This is a genomic window from Litoribrevibacter albus, assembly GCF_030159995.1.
GTDB lineage: Bacteria > Pseudomonadota > Gammaproteobacteria > Pseudomonadales > Litoribrevibacteraceae > Litoribrevibacter > Litoribrevibacter albus.
The window spans coordinates 551,866-571,861 of the sequence record NZ_BSNM01000016.1 but is presented as its reverse complement, the minus strand read 5'-3'; the positions used below and the strand labels follow the sequence as shown (position 1 = coordinate 571,861).

Sequence of the window (19,996 nt, the reverse complement as noted above, 5' to 3'; positions counted from 1 at the left end):
AGCACATTAATGCGTGCTTGCTGTTATCTTCCCTTGTTTCACGTGAAACACTTGCGTTTGATCCAGAATCTCTTTGCTAAAACCGTTCACATCTACGGAGGTCATAAAAACCTGACGCCCCATGGCTATAAGTTCTTGTAGGACCTTATTTCGATGTTCCTCATCCAATTCGGAAGGCAAATCATCAAGTAACAGCAGTGTTTCGTTGTTTCCATGCCGTTCAAAAAGTCGGCATTGTGCCAATACCAAAGCACAGACCAGCAGCTTCAATTGACCACGAGAGAGTACTTCCTTAACCGGAAGACCATTCACTCGTATCACCAAATCAGCCCGATGTGGACCATAACGGGTATAACCAGCTTCTCTGTCTTTTTCTAAGTTGGCGTCCAGGTAATCAGCGTAATCTAATTCTTTTGACCAACCCCTATTATATCTCATCTCAACATTTTCTAAATCAGTTAATTGCGCTACAACCCGTTCAAATTCTGACTTTAATTCATTGAAGTATTCCAAACGCGCCATCGACATCTGTTCAGCAAAGTCGACCAACTGACGAGTAAAGGAGCGAATCAGTGTCAGGTTTGATTGAGAACGGAGCAGGGAATTACGTTGTTTGGCAGCTTTTTTGAATCGAGCAGCAATGGACCAAAACTCATGTTTCACGTGAAACACTCCCCAGTCCATGAAACGACGACGGTACTCAGGGCTACCGATCACCAGATCAAACGAGCCAGGTTCAAGCACAATCACCGGCAACAAAGAACTAATGGTTTCTTGTGATTTAATTTTCTCGCCATTCAACCGAGCCTCACTTTTACCATCGGTATTTTTAGTCACCCCAATAGAGAAGTCGGTTTCTGAAGAAGCCAAACTGGATTTAGAAAAGATCGTATAGGCAGGTTGTGATTGAGTAACAAGATGCTTTATGGACGTTGATCTGAAGCTATTGCCTGTAGCCAAACAATGAATAGCCTCTAAAACACTGGTCTTTCCTGCACCATTATTACCTATAAATAGAGAGACTTTTTTAACGGGATCAAAGGTCACAGAGCAGCCACTAAGATTGCGTAATCCATCAATCTTAAGTTGAGTAATTAGCATAGAGTGGGGTGTCCTTTCATCCTATATAAAGTGACAACCATTTTACCAATGGGCAAAAAAAATCCCTACACCATTTCACTGATATAGGGATTTTCTTTTGGATTGATCGAACATCGGAAGAGGGCAAGAGAAGATTGCTTCTTACTCTCTTATGTAATCAATCTGTATAACAACGAACCAAGCTTACAGACCAGCATTCTTTAGACGGTTCGCTTGCTGCTCGTAAACAGTCACAGGGTCTGTTTCAAACAAGTGATGGATACCCACAAACCCATTAATTTCATCCAAATGGTTCATTGAGTAGTTATCACGAATCACGTCACCCAAGTGAGAACTGCAACGACCCACAAGACCATCGTTCGCTTCACCTGACTTAAGTGCAAATGCACCTGAAGCCAATAACAGGAATGGGTCTGCTGGATCGAATACGTTCGTGTAAGGCGATGTACCACTCCATGAGTAATAACGCACACCGTTTGATGCTACGTAGTCACCCTCACCACAATAGCTCGAAGGAATACCTTCCGGATATTGAGCATTAAACGCCGCAGCCCCTTCAGAGTTAAGCGATTCTAGAGTTGCCAAAGAATCCTGACCGTTATCCGTTGGGTTATTGGATAACAAGTTGATCAAGCTGCCCAAGCCATTTACCACAGCACTTACTGCAACCGTTACTACCTGACTACCGTCAGAAATGTCTTGTACAAGATCAGCAACATCAGACCCTTTATGCGGACTACCGACACTGGTAACAGATGCAACTAAATCTGGGCGAACCGAAGCCACATAACGCGCAGTAGGACCACCGTGACTGTGACCAATCAAGTTCACTTTGCTGGCACCTGTTACAGCAAGGATCTGCTGAACCTGAGCAAGCAACTCTTCACCACGCGCTTCCGATGAATCCAACGCAGTTACCTGAACGGGATAAACACGTGCACCTTTGTCTTCAAGCGCAGATTCCACGCCATAAAAGTAATCCATACCCAAAACACTATCGAACCCCAACATACCGTGAACTAATACGATAGGGTATCTGGTTTTAGCGTAGTCGCTGTCATCACTACAAAAAAACCAACACCAAGCCGATGCTGTTGTACTGATAATAGAGAGAGAAATAGCAACCGCAAAGCGAGCTGCCCATTGAGTCATAGCATTCATATTTGTGTCCTCAGTAATTATTTTTGTTGCGAGGTTCTTTGTTCTACTACTTAAACGTAGAGTAAGAATGAAAGCAGCATTCAATATTGAGCAATGACACTTTCTCTTACCATCCTATAAATTATAGAAAGATAGTGACTAATAAACAGGTCATTTCTGACCGACGGGGCAAGAAGCAAGGTAGATTGAACCCTACCCATTGGGGTGGTATTTCGAGAGAGTTAAAAGCACTGTTTTCTGGACATAAAAAAACCGGGGAAATCCCCGGCCTTTTCAACTTCGAATATGTGGAACTAATTACAGTTTCATCGGCATAACAACGTACACCGAACTACCACCATCAAAGTCCTCAACCAAAGCACTGCTGTTTGGATTGGATAAGGTCATTTTGATTTGCTCACCCGATAAGGCATTCAACACATCCAAAAGATAAGTCACGTTGAAACCAATCTCTAAACGCTCACCTTCAAAGTCAACGCTAACGGTTTCTTCCGCTTGCTCTTGTTCCGGATTATTCGCAATAACTTGTAACGATCCGTCTTCAGCAATCAAACGAACACCACGATACTTTTCATTGGATAGAATCGCTGTACGCTGGAATACCTGACGCAGTTCTTGTCGTGATCCGCACAAGGTCTTGTCGCCACCTTTAGGAACAACACGCTCATAATCAGGGAATTTACCTTCCACCAATTTAGAGGTAAATAAGTAGTCACCGGCACCAATGCGAATGTGGTTAGTTCCCACCGTCACAGAAATCAGATCATCACTTTCACCCAGCAAGCGCTGCAGTTCGATTACCCCTTTACGAGGGACAATAACCTGTTTCTTTTCACAAGCAACATCGGCAGTGCTGTCAGACATCGCCAAACGGTGACCGTCCGTTGCTACCGTGCGAACCACACCTTGAGAGACTTCCAACAGCATGCCGTTTAGGTAATAACGAACATCTTGCTGGGCCATAGCAAAGCTGGTTTGATCAAACTGACTTTTAAGATCTTCCGCTTTCATGGTGAAGTTCAAATCCGCCTGGCTTTCCTCTACATTCGGAAAATCATCTGCGGGCAAAGTTGCCAAAACAAAACGGCTGCGCCCAGCTTTTACCTGAGCTTTGGCACCGTCCGTTGAAAACTCAATCACAGATTGGTCGGGTAGCGACTTACAGATATCCAGTAGCTTACGAGCAGGAACCGTAATCTGACCAGACTCACCAGCTTCCTCTAGTGTTAAGGCACCCACTAATTCCACTTCTAGGTCCGTTCCTGTCATCTTTAATTGGCCATCTTCTAAGACCATCAAGATGTTCGACAAAATAGGCAGTGTATGTCTTCGCTCAACTACCCCTGCAACTAACTGAAGGGGACGTAATAGAGCTTCCCTGGAAATCGTAAATTTCATTAGCTCCCGCTCTCTTTTTATCTAAAAAATATGGTTTCTATTATTCACTAAAACACAGACCGATGCATCTTATTGAAACGGATTAAGTCGCATTACGCCAATCATCAGAAGTATAGATGATCCGCCCAATAAGCTTTTAACATCACAATCGGTTTTAAAACGATCTTGTTTGAACACAAATCACATTTGAAAGTGACGAGCAATTACGACGTCAACATTCGGATTAACTTACCGTAGTCATCAGCCATGTCGGCATCAGAGGCTTTGAGTTGGTTAATCTTACGACACGCATGCAACACGGTAGTGTGATCTCGCCCACCAAAAGCTTCACCAATTTCAGGCAAGCTGTGATTGGTAAGCTCTTTTGCAAGGGTCATTGCGATCTGACGTGGCCGCGCAATGGAACGCGTGCGTCGTTTGGAATTAATATCTTTTTGACGAATATCGAAATAATCCGCCACAGTCTTCTGAATATTATCAATGCTGACCTGTTTATCCTGAAGCGCCAGCAAATCTTTCAATGACTCTTTAATAAAGTCAGGCGTAATTTCGCTGCCGGTAAAGTGAGCATTCGCAATCACTCGTTTAAGCGCGCCTTCCAGCTCACGAACGTTGGAACGAATTCGTCGGGCAATAAAGAAGGCCGATTCATCTTTCAGATCAACCCGTTGTTCTTCCGCTTTTTTCTTCAGAATCGCCACACGCGTTTCGAGTTCTGGCGGCTCAACGGCAAATGTCAGACCCCAGCCAAAACGAGAACGCAGACGATCATCCACGCCGTCGATCTCTTTCGGGAAACGATCAGAGGTCATGATCACTTGTTGACCCGCTTCCAGCAGAGCACTGAAGGTATGGAAGAATTCTTCCTGAGAACGCTCTTTGCCCGAGAAAAATTGGATATCATCAATTAGTAACGCATCCACCTGACGGTAATAGCGCTTGAATTCGGTGATCGCGTTTAGCTGCAACGCACGCACCATGTCAGCTACAAACTGTTCAGATCGCAAATACAGAATCCGCGCGTTCGGATTCTTTTGCAGCATGTAATTCCCGATGGCTTGCATCAAATGGGTTTTACCCAACCCTACGCCACCGTACAGAAAGAGGGGGTTGTTGCTTCCGCCCGGGCTTTCCGCTACTTGTAGCGATGCAGCCAACGCCAACTGATTCGATTTACCTTCAACAAAGGTTTCAAAGGTTAGATTACGATCGAGATTGGTTTCATACGCTTGCGATTTAATTGCCGCATTGGACTCTCTCGCTGCAGACATCGGATTCTGCATCATCGCATTCGGATTTGAATTCGAATACGAGCTGGCCCCAAAACTTTGACCGGAGGAATGAACGATCGCCGAGGTGTTCTCAAGCACCGAGGCGTACGCAGGCATTGCCTGAGTATTGGAAGAGTGCGATGAGTAGTGTGATCTGTTGTCTTCGTATTGAGAGCCAGAAAATTCCTGAGGTTCTGACGACGCCAGGTTTTGCATAGCCGATTCAACACTGATATCCGAGTCCGACGATCCCTCATTATGTTGAGCATGCTCTTGAACGTCAGAAGACCAATTTGGTGTCCGCTGACTCGCGTACATTCCTTGAGGCGGAGTGAAGTTCGGCTCGTGATCCATCGCTGGTGCTGCATTGGCGTTGGACATGGCTGGTTGTGTAAAACGATTCTGTGGCGCGCCGCGAGTAGGGCGTGCCATTCCAAAGTTTGCTCGTCCACCCTGGCGAACCTCAAACGTCAGACGTGGAGGTGCCGAGTTTGAAAACTCCATCATCAGACCACTGATGCGACTCAAAAACTTATCAGACACCCAATCCCGAATAAATCGGTTCGGGGCAATGATAATCAGTTCTTTTTCATCGCCTTCGACCTCTAGTGGTCGTAACCAGGTATTAAATTGTTGAGAAGGCAGTTCATTCTCAAGGCAGCCTAAACAGTGCTTCCATAGCTCAACAGACACAACAAACTCCAGGATCAATACAGCCGCGAAATTGTACCTAAAACTATAGCCCAGAGACAACAAAAATCCGCTCTACCAACACGGATATCCACAATTATTTTTCATTACGAAAAACTACAATATAAATATTTTATTATTATTTTTCATACAGTTATCATAGTTAGCAACTTATTAAGAACATGTTATCCATATGTTATCCACAAGATTACCAACAAACATATAAACAGAATTCCAGTCAAGCCTTTCGTATGACCACTCATCTGAACTACACTCTATATTCACAAGACAAACAGACATAGAGACTGATAGATGTATTCTCTTAGACCTGCGAAACAATCGGATTTAGACGCCATCCTGGTGTTGGCCTGTAATCAAGGTAAGCGACAGGCCAGTTTACCCAAAGAAGCGCATCACCTTCGTTTAATGATTCAACAGAGCGAAGAAGCCTTCAGACAACCTCACAACAGCGCCTCATCATCGATTCAAAGCCTTCGAAAAGAAGAACTTGCGTCCAACTATTTATGGGTACTGTGCTACACAAACCATCCGGATCAAACACCGTCCGTGATTGGCACCATTGCCATTGAACCTTACACCGGCCAAAAAGAACCGTTTTACAGCTATCGCCAAGAAACACTGATCAACGCCAGTTATCGCTTGAAAGTTAAACAAGACATTCCGGTGTTGTATCAATCGCACGAGTTGGCCGGCTTATCACAGCTGCACGCGATGACCATTGCATCAGAACACAGAAACAGCAAAGCCATTAGCTTGTTGGTGCAAGGGGCGCTGCTATATATGGCAGAACATACCGAACTGTTTTGCCCATCGTTATTAATTGAATTTCCGGGCTTTAAAGACGAGCGGGATCAATCCCCGTTATGGCGGGATCTGGGTCAACATTTTTTTCAAATGACTCTGGAAGAAGCCTGTTATCATGCCAGCATCGAAGACAAGGCACTGATTGCACAACTGATGCCGAATCATCCGCTGTATAAAAACTTACTGTCCAACACCACCCAGGCGACCTTGGGAGAACCTCAGCAAGATCTACTGGATTATTACCAAATTTTCTTGAGAGAAGGTTTTTCCCCCTCTCAACATCTGGACATTTTCGATGGCGGTCCGTGTTTGATCTGCACCAATAACTCAGGTCATACCTTCAATGAAAATGCACGCCTTCGTCTGGAGCAGCTTCAACCGAGTCCCCAGCCTTGTATTCTAATGAACACCCAAAAACATCACCCAATGGCTATCTACAGTAATTTTGAAAACGAATGGAGCCTCGAATCCATTGACGACGTATTGAACATTACTCCACAAGAATGGATTCGTACGGTTCCAGCACACGTAGGGGAGGACGCACTATGATCGTTCGCCCCATTGCTCACAAAGACATAGATGCCCTCTATGATCTGGCCATTGCAGCAGGCGTTGGAATGAACAGTCTTCCGGCGGATCGGGATTTCTTGGCACAAAAAATTGATCGCGCCGTGCAATCCTTTCAACAAAAGATTCCCCAACACCAAGCCAGCTATATTTTTGTCTTGGCCGATGATCAGGATCGTGCGCTCGGAGTGTGTGGTATTGAAGCCTCCATCGGTTGGGATGAACCTTGGTACACTTATCGGGTCAGTCAGATGGTGCATGCATGTCGGGACATCGACATTTACACCAACACCCCCACCTTATTTCTTACCAACGATCAGATCGGCTATTCCGAACTCTGTTCACTGTTGGTTCACCCCGATGCACGAGCGAATAAAAACGGACCGCTGTTGAGTCGCTGTCGATTCCTGTTCATTCGTCAGTTTCGGGAATTGTTTGGTCAGAAACTCTTTGCCGAAATGCGTGGTTTCAATGACGAACAAGGCCATTCGCCATTTTGGGACGACCTCGGTAAGAAATTTTTCAATATGGAGTTTGAACGCATCGACTTCCTCACCGGTCGGGGTCAGCGCTCTATCATTGCCGAGTTAATGCCTAAATATCCGGTCTACAGCCACTTACTGAGTGAGTCGGCAAGAAACTGTATCGGCAAAGTCCACCCCAATACCCAGCCCGCTCTGGAAATGCTTAAACAAGAGGGCTTACGTTATGAAAACTATGTGGCGATTTTCGATGGCGGCCCGGTTGTGGAAGCCTACGTCGATGATCTGAGATTGATTAAACAGGCAAAAAACCTTACTGCCGTTGCCAAGGAAGCAGAGAATTTGCCTTCCGAGCAACCACCGTTATTACTGTGCAATCAAGCGCGTGAAAATTTCAGATGCAAACTCACGTTCAACTACCAGATAGAAGACAACCAAATTCACCTCCCATCCGATGTTATTGAGCAGCTCAAACTTGAGCAGCAGACTGTTACAGTTGCTAGTCTCTATGCAAAAGATGCAGATGTATTAACCTAGGTGCACCATGAAAGCCTGTCACGATTTATTGATCAATGGGCAATGGCAAGTAGGTTTGGGGGAGTCCATCGTCTCCCGCGAACCCGCTTCCCAAAACATTATTTGGGAAGGACTCAGTGCCAACACAAACCAGGTAGATCAGGCGATACAGGCTGCCCGCAATGCATTTGAACCCTGGCGTAAACTAAATATCACCGATCGTCTGACCTATTTACACCGTTTCGAACAAGCCGTAAAACAACACAAATCTGCCTTAATTGAAGCCATCTGTCATGACACCGGACGACCGTATTGGGAAGCACAACTGGAAGTTCAGGCCGTTGAAAACAAGGCAGAACTGGCCTTCGAAGCCTATCTTCAACGTACCGGTGAGCGGGTCATGGCGACATCCGGAGGGCATCTACAACTGAGACATCGCCCACATGGCGCGTTGGCTGTAATCACCTCATTTTCTTTTCCTGCGTCCATTGCCACCGGTTACATTATTCCAGCCTTACTGGCGGGCAATTGCATTGTATTTAAAGGCAGTGAACGAACGCCGAAAGTCTCTGATTTATTAGCACAACTGTGGCAAAGCACTGGACTGCCGGATGGTGTCTTAAATCTTCTTCAGGGAGACAAAAAAGTAGGGCAGGCGTTGGTACAGCACCCGGATATAAACGGCGTTCTCTTTACGGGCACGACATCGGTAGGTATCGAGATAAATCAAACCCTGGCAATGACCCCCGACAAACTGGTGTGTCTCAATATGAGCGCCAACAACCCGCTGATCATTGGAGATGTTTCCAACCTGAAGGCGGCTCTCTACCACATTTTACATTCCAGTTTTATCTCATCGGGCCAACGCTGTTCCAATGCCCGGCGTCTCTATTTACCTGATTCGGCATTGGGTGATCAGATGGTGGAACAATTAATCGAGCAGTGTCACCTGCTGATGATTGGCCATTATGACGAACAACCTGCGCCGTTGATGGGGCCGGTCATTAATCTTGCTTCCGTCAAACAGATACTCAAGCAACAACAACTGTTACTGTCCAAAGGTGCCAATGTCTTGCTCAGTGCTCATCAGGCCGATGAAAAAAGCGCATTTATGAGCCCCGGTCTGCTCGATATCAGTACCTTAAAAGAGCCCTTTGATGAAGAAATCTTTGGTCCGATTCTTCAAATTCATCGCTATCAACACTTCGAGCAAGCCATTGAACTTGCTAACCAAAGTAAGTACATCCTGACCTCAGGCTTAATTAGTGATAATCAAGCGCAATTTGATGAATTTGATTGCACAATCCAATCGGGTGTAGTTAACTGGAACCAACCGATTACTGGCGTGAGTGGGGCAGCCCCCTACGGCGGCGTGGGACTAAGCAGTAATCACCGACCAGGAGGATGGTACTCAGCCGATTATTGTGCGTATCCAACCACCACCATGTACCAACATGGGGTATCTTTTCCATCCTCTCCGATTCCAGGCATCAATCTCAATGATACTCCCTGAAAACCGGATCTCACCGTCGGTAAGCAACACTCCCAAACAGTCATCCATTAACTAACGTTTTGATTATTGAGGTCTGTATAAGATGACGAACAGATCGACATTTGACGATGTCATGGTTCCTAACTATTCTCCGCTTCCAATCATTCCTGTACGAGGAAAAGGCAGCCGAATCTGGGACGAAAACAACAATGAATACATTGACTTAGCCGGTGGAATTGCCGTCTCGTGTCTGGGCCATTGTCATCCTAAGTTAGTTCAACGACTGCAACAGCAAGCGGAAAATCTTTGGCACGTCAGTAATGTCTTGACCAACCAACCTGCATTGAGATTAGCCCAAAAGCTCACCGAATTAACCTTTGCAGAAAAAGTATTCTTCGCCAACTCCGGAGCAGAAGCCAACGAAGCGGCATTAAAGCTGGCGCGTAAATACGCCTACGACCACTTTGGCCCGGAGAAAACACAAATCATTTCGTTCGAGAACTCATTCCACGGACGAACCTTGTTTACTGTATCTGCCGGCGGCCAAGCTAAGTATTCGGATGGCTTTGGACCATTACCTGGCGATATCGACCACGCGGTGTATAACGATCTGGCCTCAGTGGAAGCTCTGATTTCAGAGAAAACCTGTGCTGTGATCATCGAACCGATTCAAGGAGAGGGCGGTGTTAAATCCGCGTCGAAAGATTTCCTAAAAGGTTTGCGTGAATTGTGTGATAAGCACAATGCGTTATTGATCTTTGATGAAATTCAAACCGGCGCAGGTCGTACCGGTGAGTTATACGCCTATCAGAACGTCGATGTGATTCCTGACATTCTGACCACAGCCAAAGGCATTGGTGGCGGTTTCCCGATTGGCGCGATGTTAACCACTACCGAAATCGCCAAATCCTTGGTGGTCGGTACTCACGGCAGCACCTATGGCGGTAACCCATTAGGCTGTGCGGTCGCAGAAGTTGTGGTCGACATTATTTCTGATCGTCAGCTGTTGGATAACGTCAAAACCAAGCATCGTAAGTTCATGGACGGTTTAGATCGAATCAATGAGCGCCATAAAATCTTCTCTGATATTCGCGGTTCAGGCTTGTTGATTGGCTGTGAACTGAAAGAAGCCTATCATGGCAAAGCCAAAGATTTATTAACCGAAGCCTTGTCGCAAAACCTGATGGTTCTGGTTGCAGGCCCTAACGTTATGCGTCTGGCCCCGTCGTTAATCATCCCGGATGAAGACATCGAGCAAGGACTGATGAGCTTAGATAAAGCCATTGCAAGTTTCCTCTCCAAACAAGACTAATCTTTTTAAGTTGCCAACCCTTTTGGGTTGGCATCCCCTCTCAGGCTTAACAGGCTGCAATCAAAGCCTTTCGTCATTCGTCTAACGCATTAGGGAACTGAATAACATCTCCGAACTCTCAGTTACATGCTTAATAAAAACACCATGACAAATAAGCATAGACACCTGGGAGGGGATCTCTGATGTTTAATGAACAACAACTGAATAAACTGTTTCAATACGCTTATTCACTCACTCGCAACACCGATGATGCGTACGATTTGGTTTACACTTGTGTGGAGCGCTATCTACGTATGAATTCGCCCAAGCAAGAAGTAATGGCCTATCTCAAGCGATCCATAAAGAATGCGTTTATTGATCACTTAAAATCGTCGGCACATCAAAAAGAAGTTGCCTTCGAAGATGTCACCCATGCCAAGAGTTCCAATGATGAAGAGCAAAATACCTCAGTTGTGGATAACCTGGTCGGAATGGACACCCTATGTCTGGACGACATATTAATTAATGAACAAGAAGTGTCTGCCTTTACAGCGCTTCTCAATGCGGAAGAAAATGAATTACTTTATTATTGGGCGGTTGAAGGCTACACCGTTCAGGAACTGTCGGACGTGACCGGAAAGCCAAGAGGCACATTGCTTTCTAAACTGCATCGCATCCGCAAGAAAGCCGATCAATTTGCCGCCAGAAATTCAGCGACACAAGCGAGTTTGTTTAATATCAGATAATTTACATGACCGAAAAAAAGACGCTAAAAGAGGCTCTTAAAGCCCACTACCAACAAACCCAGTTAAGCGAAGAGCAGCGATCAGGTTTGAATCATCTCCAGCGCAGTTATCAACCGGAACAACCGGTGGATAAGTCCTCCCAGCGCTCCGATGATCAGGGTAAAAAGCGTGCATTTGGGTTAGCAGCGGCCTTGTTTGGCACTCTGATTATCGGCTTCGTCAGCGGTCATTTGCTCTCGAAATACCAATACCAAAAACAGTTACAAACCCTTGAACAACACACTTCCGAAGTTGCTTCTGTGTATAACACCAATGATTTGGTACGTGATATCGCAGAAGAAATCATCTTCAATCATCGAAAACTGAAACCGCTGGAAATTAAAACCGATCGCTTCGAAGAGCTGGTAAAGTATTTTTCCATGCTCGATTTCCGTCCGTATCTTTCTCATTATTTTACTCCGAACGGCCAATTAATCGGTGGCCGATATTGCTCCATCGGCAGTCTCAATGCGGTACAAATTCGTTATAAAAATCAACAGGATGAAGTCACCACCCTGTATCAAACGGCTTACAGTCCGGAAACCTTCAGTGGCTTACCAGACATAGAAAAAGGCGAGCAAGCCATCACTCACTACCTCAACGGCTATCAAGTAACACTGTGGGTTGAAATGGGCATAGTGATGGCAACGGTGACCTCTCCGGATTAAAAATTACATATCCTGAGCAGCATCATTTCGTTATTGCCTCAGTTATCGATATACTTGCCAACACACTAAAGGCAGGTACACATGAATAAAGAAAAAATCAAAGAATACCTTTACGACAACATTCCTCTTGCCAAGGCAATGGGCGTCGAAGTGATTGACATAGGTAAGCACTCACTTACCCTGAAAGCCCCGTTAAGTAATAACAGTAATATGCACGGTACCGCATTTGGCGGCAGTTTATCTTCCTTGGCGTTACTGACCGGCTGGAGTTTAATCCATACTCAGGTCAGCGATCAGTGGTTACCGCAAGGCGATCTAGTGATTGCAGAAGCGCACATTGTCTACCAAAAGCCGGTAGCAACCGATTTGGTCGCTCAAGCAAAAATGGACCAAGCTCAGTTCAATCAGTTTATCGAGACGTATAAAGAAAAGGGCAAAGCGCGCTTAACCGTTGAAATTGAAGTAAAAACAGACAAAGGGCCGGGCTGTCGTCTAGAGGGAACCTACGCATTAATTCAGTCCTGATTCGATGCCTTTGAAGACTTTTTATCAGAGATATTGAATATTTTTTAATCCCTACTTGCCTCTTTGTTCAGTTTTCTCTAGAATTCACGCCCTCAAATTTGAAATGTATACATTAAATTTGCCTTAAATAGGTAGCTAGCTATGAAAAGAACTTTTCAACCATCAGTACTAAAGCGTAAGCGTACCCACGGTTTCCGTGCACGTATGGCAACTGCAAACGGCCGTAAAGTCCTTGCAGCTCGTCGCGCTAAAGGTCGTAAGTCTCTAACTGTTTAATTACAGTTTTTGCTTACATGTCTGGTTATAGTTATCCCAAACAGTTAAGACTCTTAACCGGAAGGGACTATAACCAGGTCTTTAGCCACTCTCAGTTCAAAGTTTCTGGTCCCCTCGGCGTTTTCATCGCCACTCCAAATTCTCTCTCTCATCCTCGACTTGGCTTTGTCATCGCCAAAAAGAAAGTCAAACTTGCAGTTGATCGAAATCGCATTAAACGTGTTATGCGAGACAACTACCGCCTCAATCAACACAAATTACCTAGCGTCGACATCGTCTTTATTGCTCGTCCTGGATTAGGTACCAAAGAAAATCTCGCCATCACCAAATTCTGTAACTACGCTTGGCATAAGCTGTCAGAGCAACACAAGAAAGCGCTGAAATCAGACAAACACGATTAATTTTTAGCCAATCTCCGGATTTCTTACCTTATTTCTGGCTCTTCGTGTGACAAATGAATAAAATGTGCGCTTTTCATCGAAAGCGATTGCACTGTTTGTATTACTAAGTTGTTTGTAACTACTAAAGAGTGTCCAACTGCTTTCACGAACTCATAGACAACAGAAGTTTGGCCTACATTATGGATTTTCAAAGAATCGCATTGGTTCTGGGTTTAGCCATTGTCTCGTATATGCTGGTTCTCCAGTGGAATGAAGACTATGGACAACCTGCTCAAACCCAGCAAGTTTCCTCATCTGCGGTGGTTGCAGATACCTCAACAGCCTTACCAGCAGAAGATACGGTAACAGAACACAACAGTGATGTGCCAACAGTGGTTGAAGAACCAGAAGCAACGCCACTCAATGAAACCAAAGAACGCACCAGCCGTGTGATTCGAGTTGTCACCGACACTCAGGAAATACTGATTGATACTCAGGGCGGCGATATCATTGAAGTTCAACTTCCGCAATATCCTGTATCTCTTGAGCAAAAAGACACACCGCTGAGACTGATGGAACAAACGGCCGTTCGTACTTATACCGCTCAATCCGGTTTGATTGGTAAAGATGGTCCGGATAAGTCATCCAAAACCCGTCCTGTCTACCAAACGGCTGAGAACGAATACCGTCTGGCAGACGGCGAAGACACGCTGAGTGTTGATTTGACCTATTCCAAAGACAATATTTCGATCACCAAGCGTTATATCTTCACCCGTGGTGAATACTTGGTTCAGGTTGAACACATTGTGGATAACCAAACCGACACTGAATGGAATGCTAACGTCTTTGCACAGATCAAGCGTGATAAAAGCCCGGACCCAAGCAAGGGAACCTCAATGGGTATGCAAGCTTATCTAGGTGCGGCGCTTTATACCAAAGATCAGCCATATACCAAAATTTCGTTTGATGACATGGATGAAGGCAACTTCAAAGATAAGATCCCAGGCGGCTGGTTAGGCATGCTTCAACACTACTTCGTAAGTGCTTGGGTGCCGGTTTCAAAAGAAGAATACACCTATCAAACTCGTGTTCTTAAGAATCAGGGGCTTTACATCATTGGCATGACGGGTAACCGTTTCAGTGTTGCACCTGGCGCGAGTGAAACGGTTGGTCTGCAATTCTATGCCGGCCCTAAAATTCAGGATCGTTTAGGTGAAATTTCCGATGGCCTCGAACTAACCGTAGATTACGGTTGGTTGTGGTTCGTGGCTCAACCTTTGTTCTGGCTATTGAATATCTTCCACGGTTTGGTTCAAAACTGGGGCTTGGCAATTATTCTGGTAACCATCGTAATTAAGGCCGCGTTCTTCCCGCTATCCGCTGCATCTTATCGTTCAATGGCCAACATGCGCCGTGTAGCTCCTAAGCTGCAAGAACTGAAAGAGCGTTATGGCGATGATCGTCAGAAGATGTCTCAGGAAATGATGTCGCTGTACCAGAAAGAAAAGATCAATCCACTGGGTGGCTGTTTACCTATTCTGGTTCAAATGCCGGTATTTATTGCCTTGTACTGGGTATTGCTGGAGAGTGTAGAGATCCGTCAGGCGCCATTCATGTTGTGGATTATGGACTTGTCTGTGAAAGATCCGTTCTTCATCCTACCAATCCTGATGGGTGTGACCATGTTCATTCAAACATCACTGAACCCAACACCGCCAGACCCAACTCAGGCGAAAGTAATGAAGATGATGCCGATCATGTTCACCTTCTTCTTCATGTTCTTCCCGGCTGGTTTGGTATTGTACTGGTTGGTGAACAACATCTTGTCGATTGCCCAACAGTGGTACATCAACAAACAAATTGCCGGTTAATTGGATTAACCGCTGAAAAGGCTCCTTCGGGAGCCTTTTTTATTGTCCCATCAAAAATGATATAGAATACCTACCATTAAAGACTCTATCCGAAGATACCATACCAATGTCCAAACTCTACACTGAAGACACCATCGCCGCACAAGCCACCGCCCCCGGTCGAGGAGGCGTCGGCATCATCCGTATTTCAGGCCCGAAAGCCAAAGCCCTTTCAGAACAATTGACCCAGAAAGAGCTCAAACCGAGATACGCCCATTACGGCCCTTTCTATAGTATTGAAGGTCAACAGATCGATGAGGGTATCGCTTTATTCTTTCCTGGCCCGAATTCCTTTACCGGAGAAGACGTTCTGGAATTGCAAGGACACGGCGGCCCTGTCATTTTGGACATGTTGCTATCCACCATAGTGAATAGCGGTGTGCGCATGGCCAATCCTGGCGAGTTTTCTGAGCGAGCCTTCCTCAACGACAAGATGGACTTAACCCAGGCCGAGGCCATTGCGGACCTGATTGACTCCGCCTCCGAACAAGCGGCGAAGTGTGCGTTACGATCACTGCAGGGTGAATTTTCTAAACGCGTCAATGGATTGGTGGAATCGTTAATTCAACTACGTATCTATGTGGAAGCCGCCATTGATTTCCCGGAAGAGGAAATTGATTTTCTGGCCGACGGAAAAGTGGAAGGTGACTTACGAGACATTCAGCAAAGCTTATGGGATGTCCAGGCCGAAGCAAATCAAGGTGCGTTAATGCGTGAAGGCATGACAGTAGTCATTGCCGGACGACCGAATGCCGGCAAATCTTCGTTATTAAATGCCCTATCCGGTAAAGACAGCGCAATTGTCACCTCCATCGCAGGTACCACTCGCGACGTTTTACGGGAACATATCCACATCGACGGTATGCCTCTACACATTATAGATACCGCCGGTCTGCGCGAAAGCCCGGATGAAGTGGAGCAAATTGGTATTCAACGCGCCTGGCAAGAAATTGAAAAAGCGGATCGCATCTTGCTGATGGTCGACAGTACTGAAACCGAATCCGATGACCCGGAAACGATTTGGCCGGAATTAGTGCATCAACTACCCACCCGAATCCCCATTACCATCATCCGTAACAAGATAGATCAATCCGGAGAGGCTTCCGAATTAACCCAAAATACGCAACAGCAAACCGTCATTCGGTTGTCCGCAAAGCAGCAACAAGGCATCGACTTGTTACGGGATCACCTGAAGCAAAGTATGGGCTTCCAGACAACCACCGAAGGGGGCTTCATCGCTCGTCGCCGTCATTTGGATGCGCTCGAACGTGCTGCGAGCGCCATTGAGAAAGGGTTAGATCAGCTCATTATGATGGGAGCAGGGGAGTTACTCGCCGAAGATCTTAAAGATGCACAAAATCATTTATCAGAAATTACCGGGGAATTCACACCCGATGATCTTCTCGGCCGCATCTTCAGCAGTTTCTGCATCGGTAAATAATCTTTTCTCAGTTCAGGCAGCTTTTTTGCTGCCTGCCTTCCATTCTTGTGTGCTATTAAGTTATTCATACTTTTATCCACAAAAATATATTTTATCATTCCCTTTATAATTCAACACATTAGACAATTATTTTAAAGTTGACTGAACTATACATGTGATTTTATGCACAAGCTAAGGACGATTCTTGAAGAATCTGATGAATGTTAACAACCTCTTTGCAGAGAGCAGGACAAGTTATTCACAGAACAGGGGATGATTTGTGGAAAAGTCAGTAATGTGCATAAGCCTAGAGTTATTCATTGACTTATACCATAGCTTTGCACTGCTTATGATGAGCTTTTAAGCCTAGTTATAAAACAATAATTTCTATTAATATTAGTAGCTTAAGTGACTTATCAACAGAAAACAGGCCCTTAATAAATAACAAATATCAACTAAAAAACAATATATATAAAACACTTATATATAAAAGAAGAAATATAGGTATCTTAATTCTTTCTAAGATCACATAAATTAAATTGGTCATTTATTAACCTTGCTATATAATGCGCCAACTTTTCAAATCATAATTGACTAAATAACTTGGTCTTTTATACCCGCAAGTGTTCCTGAGGTAAGTTACGTGGATTTTCCAGAACGTTTTGATGTCATCGTTGTTGGTGGTGGTCATGCTGGTACTGAAGCTGCATTAGCAGCCGCTCGTATGGGCAGTAAAACTTTATTGTTGACTCATAATGTTGAAACCTTAGGACAAATGTCATGTAACCCAGCTATTGGCGGTATCGGTAAAAGTCACTTAGTGAAAGAAGTGGATGCCTTAGGCGGGGCAATGGCTGTAGCCACTGATTTGGGTGGTATCCAATTTCGGGTATTAAATTCTCGTAAAGGACCTGCGGTTCGTGCCACACGTGCACAAGCCGATCGTCAACTGTATAAAGCTGCCATCCGTTCTATTCTGGAAAACCAGGAAAATCTTCAAATTTTTCAACAGTCAGCCGATGATCTGATTGTTAACGGAGAGACCGTCGAAGGTGTGGTGACCAACATGGGCGTACGATTCTTCGCGCCATCGGTGGTACTCACCACGGGAACCTTCCTTGGGGGAGTAATCCATATTGGTTTGGATAATCACCCAGGTGGACGGGCAGGTGATGCGCCTTCCATCGCGTTAGCAAAACGTTTGCGTGAATTACCGTTCCGCGTCGATCGTTTAAAAACCGGTACACCGGCACGTATTGATCGTAGAACGGTTGATTTCAGTGTGATGACCGAACAATGGGGGGATACTCCGACACCGGTAATGTCGTACTTAGGATCGGTTGATCAGCATCCACAACAGATTTGCTGTTACAGCACCTACACCAATGAAAAAACCCACGACATTATTCGTGGTGGTTTGGACCGTTCACCTATGTACGCAGGTGTGATCGAAGGCGTCGGACCACGTTACTGTCCGTCCATTGAAGACAAAGTAGTTCGCTTTGCGGATCGTGATCAGCATCAGGTGTTTGTTGAACCGGAAGGATTAACGACCAACGAACTGTACCCTAATGGTATCTCCACCAGTTTGCCGTTTGATGTTCAAATTCAAATGATTCATTCCATCAAAGGCTTTGAAAACGCACACATCGTTCGTCCTGGGTACGCTATTGAGTATGATTATTTTAATCCGCAGGATTTGAAAGCGTCTTTAGAGACCAAACACATCAATGGTTTGTTCTTTGCGGGCCAGATTAACGGTACCACCGGATATGAAGAAGCGGCGGCTCAAGGGTTGTTGGCGGGCGCAAACGCATCATTGCGTGCTCAGCAGAAAGAAGCCTGGAGTCCACGCCGTGATCAAGCGTATATTGGCGTGTTGGTGGATGATCTGATCACCTTAGGCACCAAAGAGCCTTATCGTATGTTTACCAGCCGCGCAGAATATCGTCTGGTATTGCGCGAAGATAATGCGGATCTTCGTCTTACCGAAGAAGGACGTAAATTGGGCTTAGTGGATGATCACCGTTGGGCGGTGTTCAGTGAGAAGCGTGAAAACATCGAAAAAGAAAACCAGCGTTTGGCATCCACCTGGGTATTGCCTGATACCCCAGAAGCGGATCGTATCAATCCAAAATTGAAAAATCCGTTGTCTCGTGAGTATTCCTTGATGGATTTGGTCAAGCGCCCGGAAGTTACTTACAGTGATGCCGCTGATTTGAAAGGCGAGCCGGTAACGGATGATCCACAAGTAGCGGAACAAGTGGAGATTCAGATTAAATACGAAGGTTACATCGCGCGTCAGCAGGAAGAGATTGAACGTCTTCGTAAGAATGAGAATACCAAACTACCTGATGATTTCGATTACGAAGGCATCTCGGGATTGTCCAACGAAATTAAAGCCAAGCTTCAGGCGCTTCGCCCGGCTACTTTGGCTCAAGCGTCTCGAATTTCCGGGGTAACTCCGGCGGCGATATCCTTGTTGTTGGTGTATTTGAAGAAACGTGATCTCGTTGTAAAGCAAAGCGCGTAAGTCAATTTAGGTATTTGGAATCGGTATTTCATGGAATCGCAGTTGTTACAAAAACTGAAGACAGGCATTGAACGTTTGGCATTGGAGTTGAGTGCTGAGCAAGTACAAAAACTGGCGGATTACATCGATCTGCTGGTGAAATGGAACAAAGCGTATAATCTGACCGCCATTCGTGATCCGGAAGAGATGGTGGTAAAACACTTGCTCGATAGTTTGGCGATTGTTCCTCATATCAATCGCAGTCCGTTATTGGACGTTGGCACCGGACCAGGGTTACCTGGCATTCCATTGGCCATCACCCGACCTGAGCTGGATATTACGCTGTTGGACAGCAATGGCAAAAAGACCCGTTTTTTAACTCAGGCAAAAGTGAGTTTGGGGCTGGATAATGTCACAGTGATTCATGGTCGGGTAGAACAAGCCATCGCTGATCAGAAAACAGATAAAAGATTCCAAATCGTCACTTCAAGAGCCTTTGCTTCCTTATCAGATATGGTTACACTGGCTCGTGAAACGCTCGCTAACGACGGCCATTTTATTGCAATGAAAGGCGTCGTTCCGGAAGATGAGATGGCAGAATTGCCGGAATGGGCAAAGGTGGAGCAAATTATTCCATTAACCGTCCCAAATCTGAACGCTGAGCGTCACTTGATCATTCTTTCCGATCAACACTAATCGGCCGTAGAACGTATCCTCGATTCTGGA

Annotated in this window: 17 protein-coding genes; 13 read left to right on the top strand and 4 right to left on the bottom strand. The window is 45.4% G+C overall.

What is annotated here, in order from left to right; all coding sequences use genetic code 11:
* Positions 1-6 precede the first annotated feature (6 nt).
* The 4 genes from recF to dnaA form a co-directional block, all read right to left on the bottom strand.
* On the bottom strand, positions 7-1,101 hold the full coding sequence (gene recF, locus QQL66_RS17200; RefSeq protein ID WP_284383097.1) for a DNA replication/repair protein RecF: 1,095 nt from the start codon (positions 1,099-1,101) through the stop codon (positions 7-9).
* Between the two features lie 183 nt (positions 1,102-1,284).
* Positions 1,285-2,262, bottom strand: a complete 978-nt coding sequence (locus tag QQL66_RS17195) for an esterase/lipase family protein (protein ID WP_284383096.1) — start codon at positions 2,260-2,262, stop codon at positions 1,285-1,287.
* Between the two features lie 297 nt (positions 2,263-2,559).
* Positions 2,560-3,660: a DNA polymerase III subunit beta gene (gene dnaN, locus QQL66_RS17190; protein WP_284383095.1), complete on the bottom strand. Its 1,101-nt coding sequence runs from the start codon at positions 3,658-3,660 to the stop codon at positions 2,560-2,562.
* Positions 3,661-3,863: 203 nt separating this feature from the next.
* On the bottom strand, positions 3,864-5,624 hold the full coding sequence (gene dnaA, locus QQL66_RS17185; protein ID WP_284383094.1) for a chromosomal replication initiator protein DnaA: 1,761 nt from the start codon (positions 5,622-5,624) through the stop codon (positions 3,864-3,866).
* A 309-nt stretch (positions 5,625-5,933) separates the two neighbouring features.
* Here dnaA and QQL66_RS17180 point away from each other — a divergent pair, with 309 nt between their 5' ends.
* The 13 genes from QQL66_RS17180 to rsmG all read left to right on the top strand — a co-directional run bounded on the left by QQL66_RS17180 (position 5,934) and on the right by rsmG (position 19,966).
* Positions 5,934-6,995, top strand: a complete 1,062-nt coding sequence (locus QQL66_RS17180; RefSeq protein ID WP_284383093.1) for an arginine N-succinyltransferase — start codon at positions 5,934-5,936, stop codon at positions 6,993-6,995.
* Positions 6,992-8,032, top strand: coding sequence for an arginine N-succinyltransferase (astA, locus tag QQL66_RS17175; protein ID WP_284383092.1), 1,041 nt, complete (start codon positions 6,992-6,994; stop codon positions 8,030-8,032). The genes QQL66_RS17180 and astA overlap by 4 nt, the downstream gene beginning before the upstream one ends.
* Before the next feature lie 7 nt (positions 8,033-8,039).
* Positions 8,040-9,524: a succinylglutamate-semialdehyde dehydrogenase gene (locus QQL66_RS17170; RefSeq protein WP_284383091.1), complete on the top strand. Its 1,485-nt coding sequence runs from the start codon at positions 8,040-8,042 to the stop codon at positions 9,522-9,524.
* Positions 9,525-9,606: 82 nt separating this feature from the next.
* Positions 9,607-10,815: an aspartate aminotransferase family protein gene (locus QQL66_RS17165; RefSeq protein ID WP_284383090.1), complete on the top strand. Its 1,209-nt coding sequence runs from the start codon at positions 9,607-9,609 to the stop codon at positions 10,813-10,815.
* A gap of 182 nt (positions 10,816-10,997) precedes the next feature.
* On the top strand, positions 10,998-11,540 hold the full coding sequence (locus tag QQL66_RS17160) for an RNA polymerase sigma factor (protein ID WP_284383089.1): 543 nt from the start codon (positions 10,998-11,000) through the stop codon (positions 11,538-11,540).
* A 5-nt stretch (positions 11,541-11,545) separates the two neighbouring features.
* Entirely contained in the window at positions 11,546-12,247 is a 702-nt protein-coding gene (locus QQL66_RS17155; RefSeq protein WP_284383088.1) for a hypothetical protein, read from the top strand.
* A gap of 81 nt (positions 12,248-12,328) precedes the next feature.
* Complete coding sequence (locus QQL66_RS17150) at positions 12,329-12,772, top strand: YiiD C-terminal domain-containing protein (protein ID WP_284383086.1); 444 nt, start codon at positions 12,329-12,331, stop codon at positions 12,770-12,772.
* Between the two features lie 141 nt (positions 12,773-12,913).
* A complete protein-coding gene (gene rpmH, locus QQL66_RS17145; protein ID WP_284383084.1) occupies positions 12,914-13,048 on the top strand; it encodes a 50S ribosomal protein L34 in 135 nt (44 codons plus the stop codon).
* A gap of 17 nt (positions 13,049-13,065) precedes the next feature.
* Positions 13,066-13,449 carry a ribonuclease P protein component gene (gene rnpA / locus QQL66_RS17140; protein WP_284383082.1) on the top strand — a complete coding sequence of 128 codons (384 nt, stop codon included), beginning with the start codon at positions 13,066-13,068 and terminating at the stop codon, positions 13,447-13,449.
* A gap of 179 nt (positions 13,450-13,628) precedes the next feature.
* The gene (yidC, locus tag QQL66_RS17135; protein WP_284383081.1) at positions 13,629-15,299 is read left to right on the top strand and encodes a membrane protein insertase YidC; all 1,671 of its coding nucleotides are present in this window, start codon (positions 13,629-13,631) and stop codon (positions 15,297-15,299) included.
* Between the two features lie 106 nt (positions 15,300-15,405).
* The gene (gene mnmE / locus QQL66_RS17130; protein ID WP_284383080.1) at positions 15,406-16,779 is read left to right on the top strand and encodes a tRNA uridine-5-carboxymethylaminomethyl(34) synthesis GTPase MnmE; all 1,374 of its coding nucleotides are present in this window, start codon (positions 15,406-15,408) and stop codon (positions 16,777-16,779) included.
* Positions 16,780-17,401: 622 nt separating this feature from the next.
* A complete protein-coding gene (gene mnmG / locus QQL66_RS17125) occupies positions 17,402-19,291 on the top strand; it encodes a tRNA uridine-5-carboxymethylaminomethyl(34) synthesis enzyme MnmG (protein ID WP_284383079.1) in 1,890 nt (629 codons plus the stop codon).
* A gap of 30 nt (positions 19,292-19,321) precedes the next feature.
* Complete coding sequence (rsmG, locus tag QQL66_RS17120; protein WP_284383078.1) at positions 19,322-19,966, top strand: 16S rRNA (guanine(527)-N(7))-methyltransferase RsmG; 645 nt, start codon at positions 19,322-19,324, stop codon at positions 19,964-19,966.
* Positions 19,967-19,996: the final 30 nt, after the last annotated feature.

Coding starts and splice junctions, on each gene's coding strand:
- recF (WP_284383097.1), bottom strand. CDS start 1,101: ATGCTAATTACTCAACTTAAGATTGATGGATTACGCAATCTTAGTGGC.
- QQL66_RS17195 (WP_284383096.1), bottom strand. CDS start 2,262: ATGAATGCTATGACTCAATGGGCAGCTCGCTTTGCGGTTGCTATTTCT.
- dnaN (WP_284383095.1), bottom strand. CDS start 3,660: ATGAAATTTACGATTTCCAGGGAAGCTCTATTACGTCCCCTTCAGTTA.
- QQL66_RS17180 (WP_284383093.1), top strand. CDS start 5,934: ATGTATTCTCTTAGACCTGCGAAACAATCGGATTTAGACGCCATCCTG.
- astA (WP_284383092.1), top strand. CDS start 6,992: ATGATCGTTCGCCCCATTGCTCACAAAGACATAGATGCCCTCTATGAT.
- QQL66_RS17170 (WP_284383091.1), top strand. CDS start 8,040: ATGAAAGCCTGTCACGATTTATTGATCAATGGGCAATGGCAAGTAGGT.
- QQL66_RS17165 (WP_284383090.1), top strand. CDS start 9,607: ATGACGAACAGATCGACATTTGACGATGTCATGGTTCCTAACTATTCT.
- QQL66_RS17160 (WP_284383089.1), top strand. CDS start 10,998: ATGTTTAATGAACAACAACTGAATAAACTGTTTCAATACGCTTATTCA.
- QQL66_RS17155 (WP_284383088.1), top strand. CDS start 11,546: ATGACCGAAAAAAAGACGCTAAAAGAGGCTCTTAAAGCCCACTACCAA.
- QQL66_RS17150 (WP_284383086.1), top strand. CDS start 12,329: ATGAATAAAGAAAAAATCAAAGAATACCTTTACGACAACATTCCTCTT.
- rpmH (WP_284383084.1), top strand. CDS start 12,914: ATGAAAAGAACTTTTCAACCATCAGTACTAAAGCGTAAGCGTACCCAC.
- rnpA (WP_284383082.1), top strand. CDS start 13,066: ATGTCTGGTTATAGTTATCCCAAACAGTTAAGACTCTTAACCGGAAGG.
- yidC (WP_284383081.1), top strand. CDS start 13,629: ATGGATTTTCAAAGAATCGCATTGGTTCTGGGTTTAGCCATTGTCTCG.
- mnmE (WP_284383080.1), top strand. CDS start 15,406: ATGTCCAAACTCTACACTGAAGACACCATCGCCGCACAAGCCACCGCC.
- rsmG (WP_284383078.1), top strand. CDS start 19,322: ATGGAATCGCAGTTGTTACAAAAACTGAAGACAGGCATTGAACGTTTG.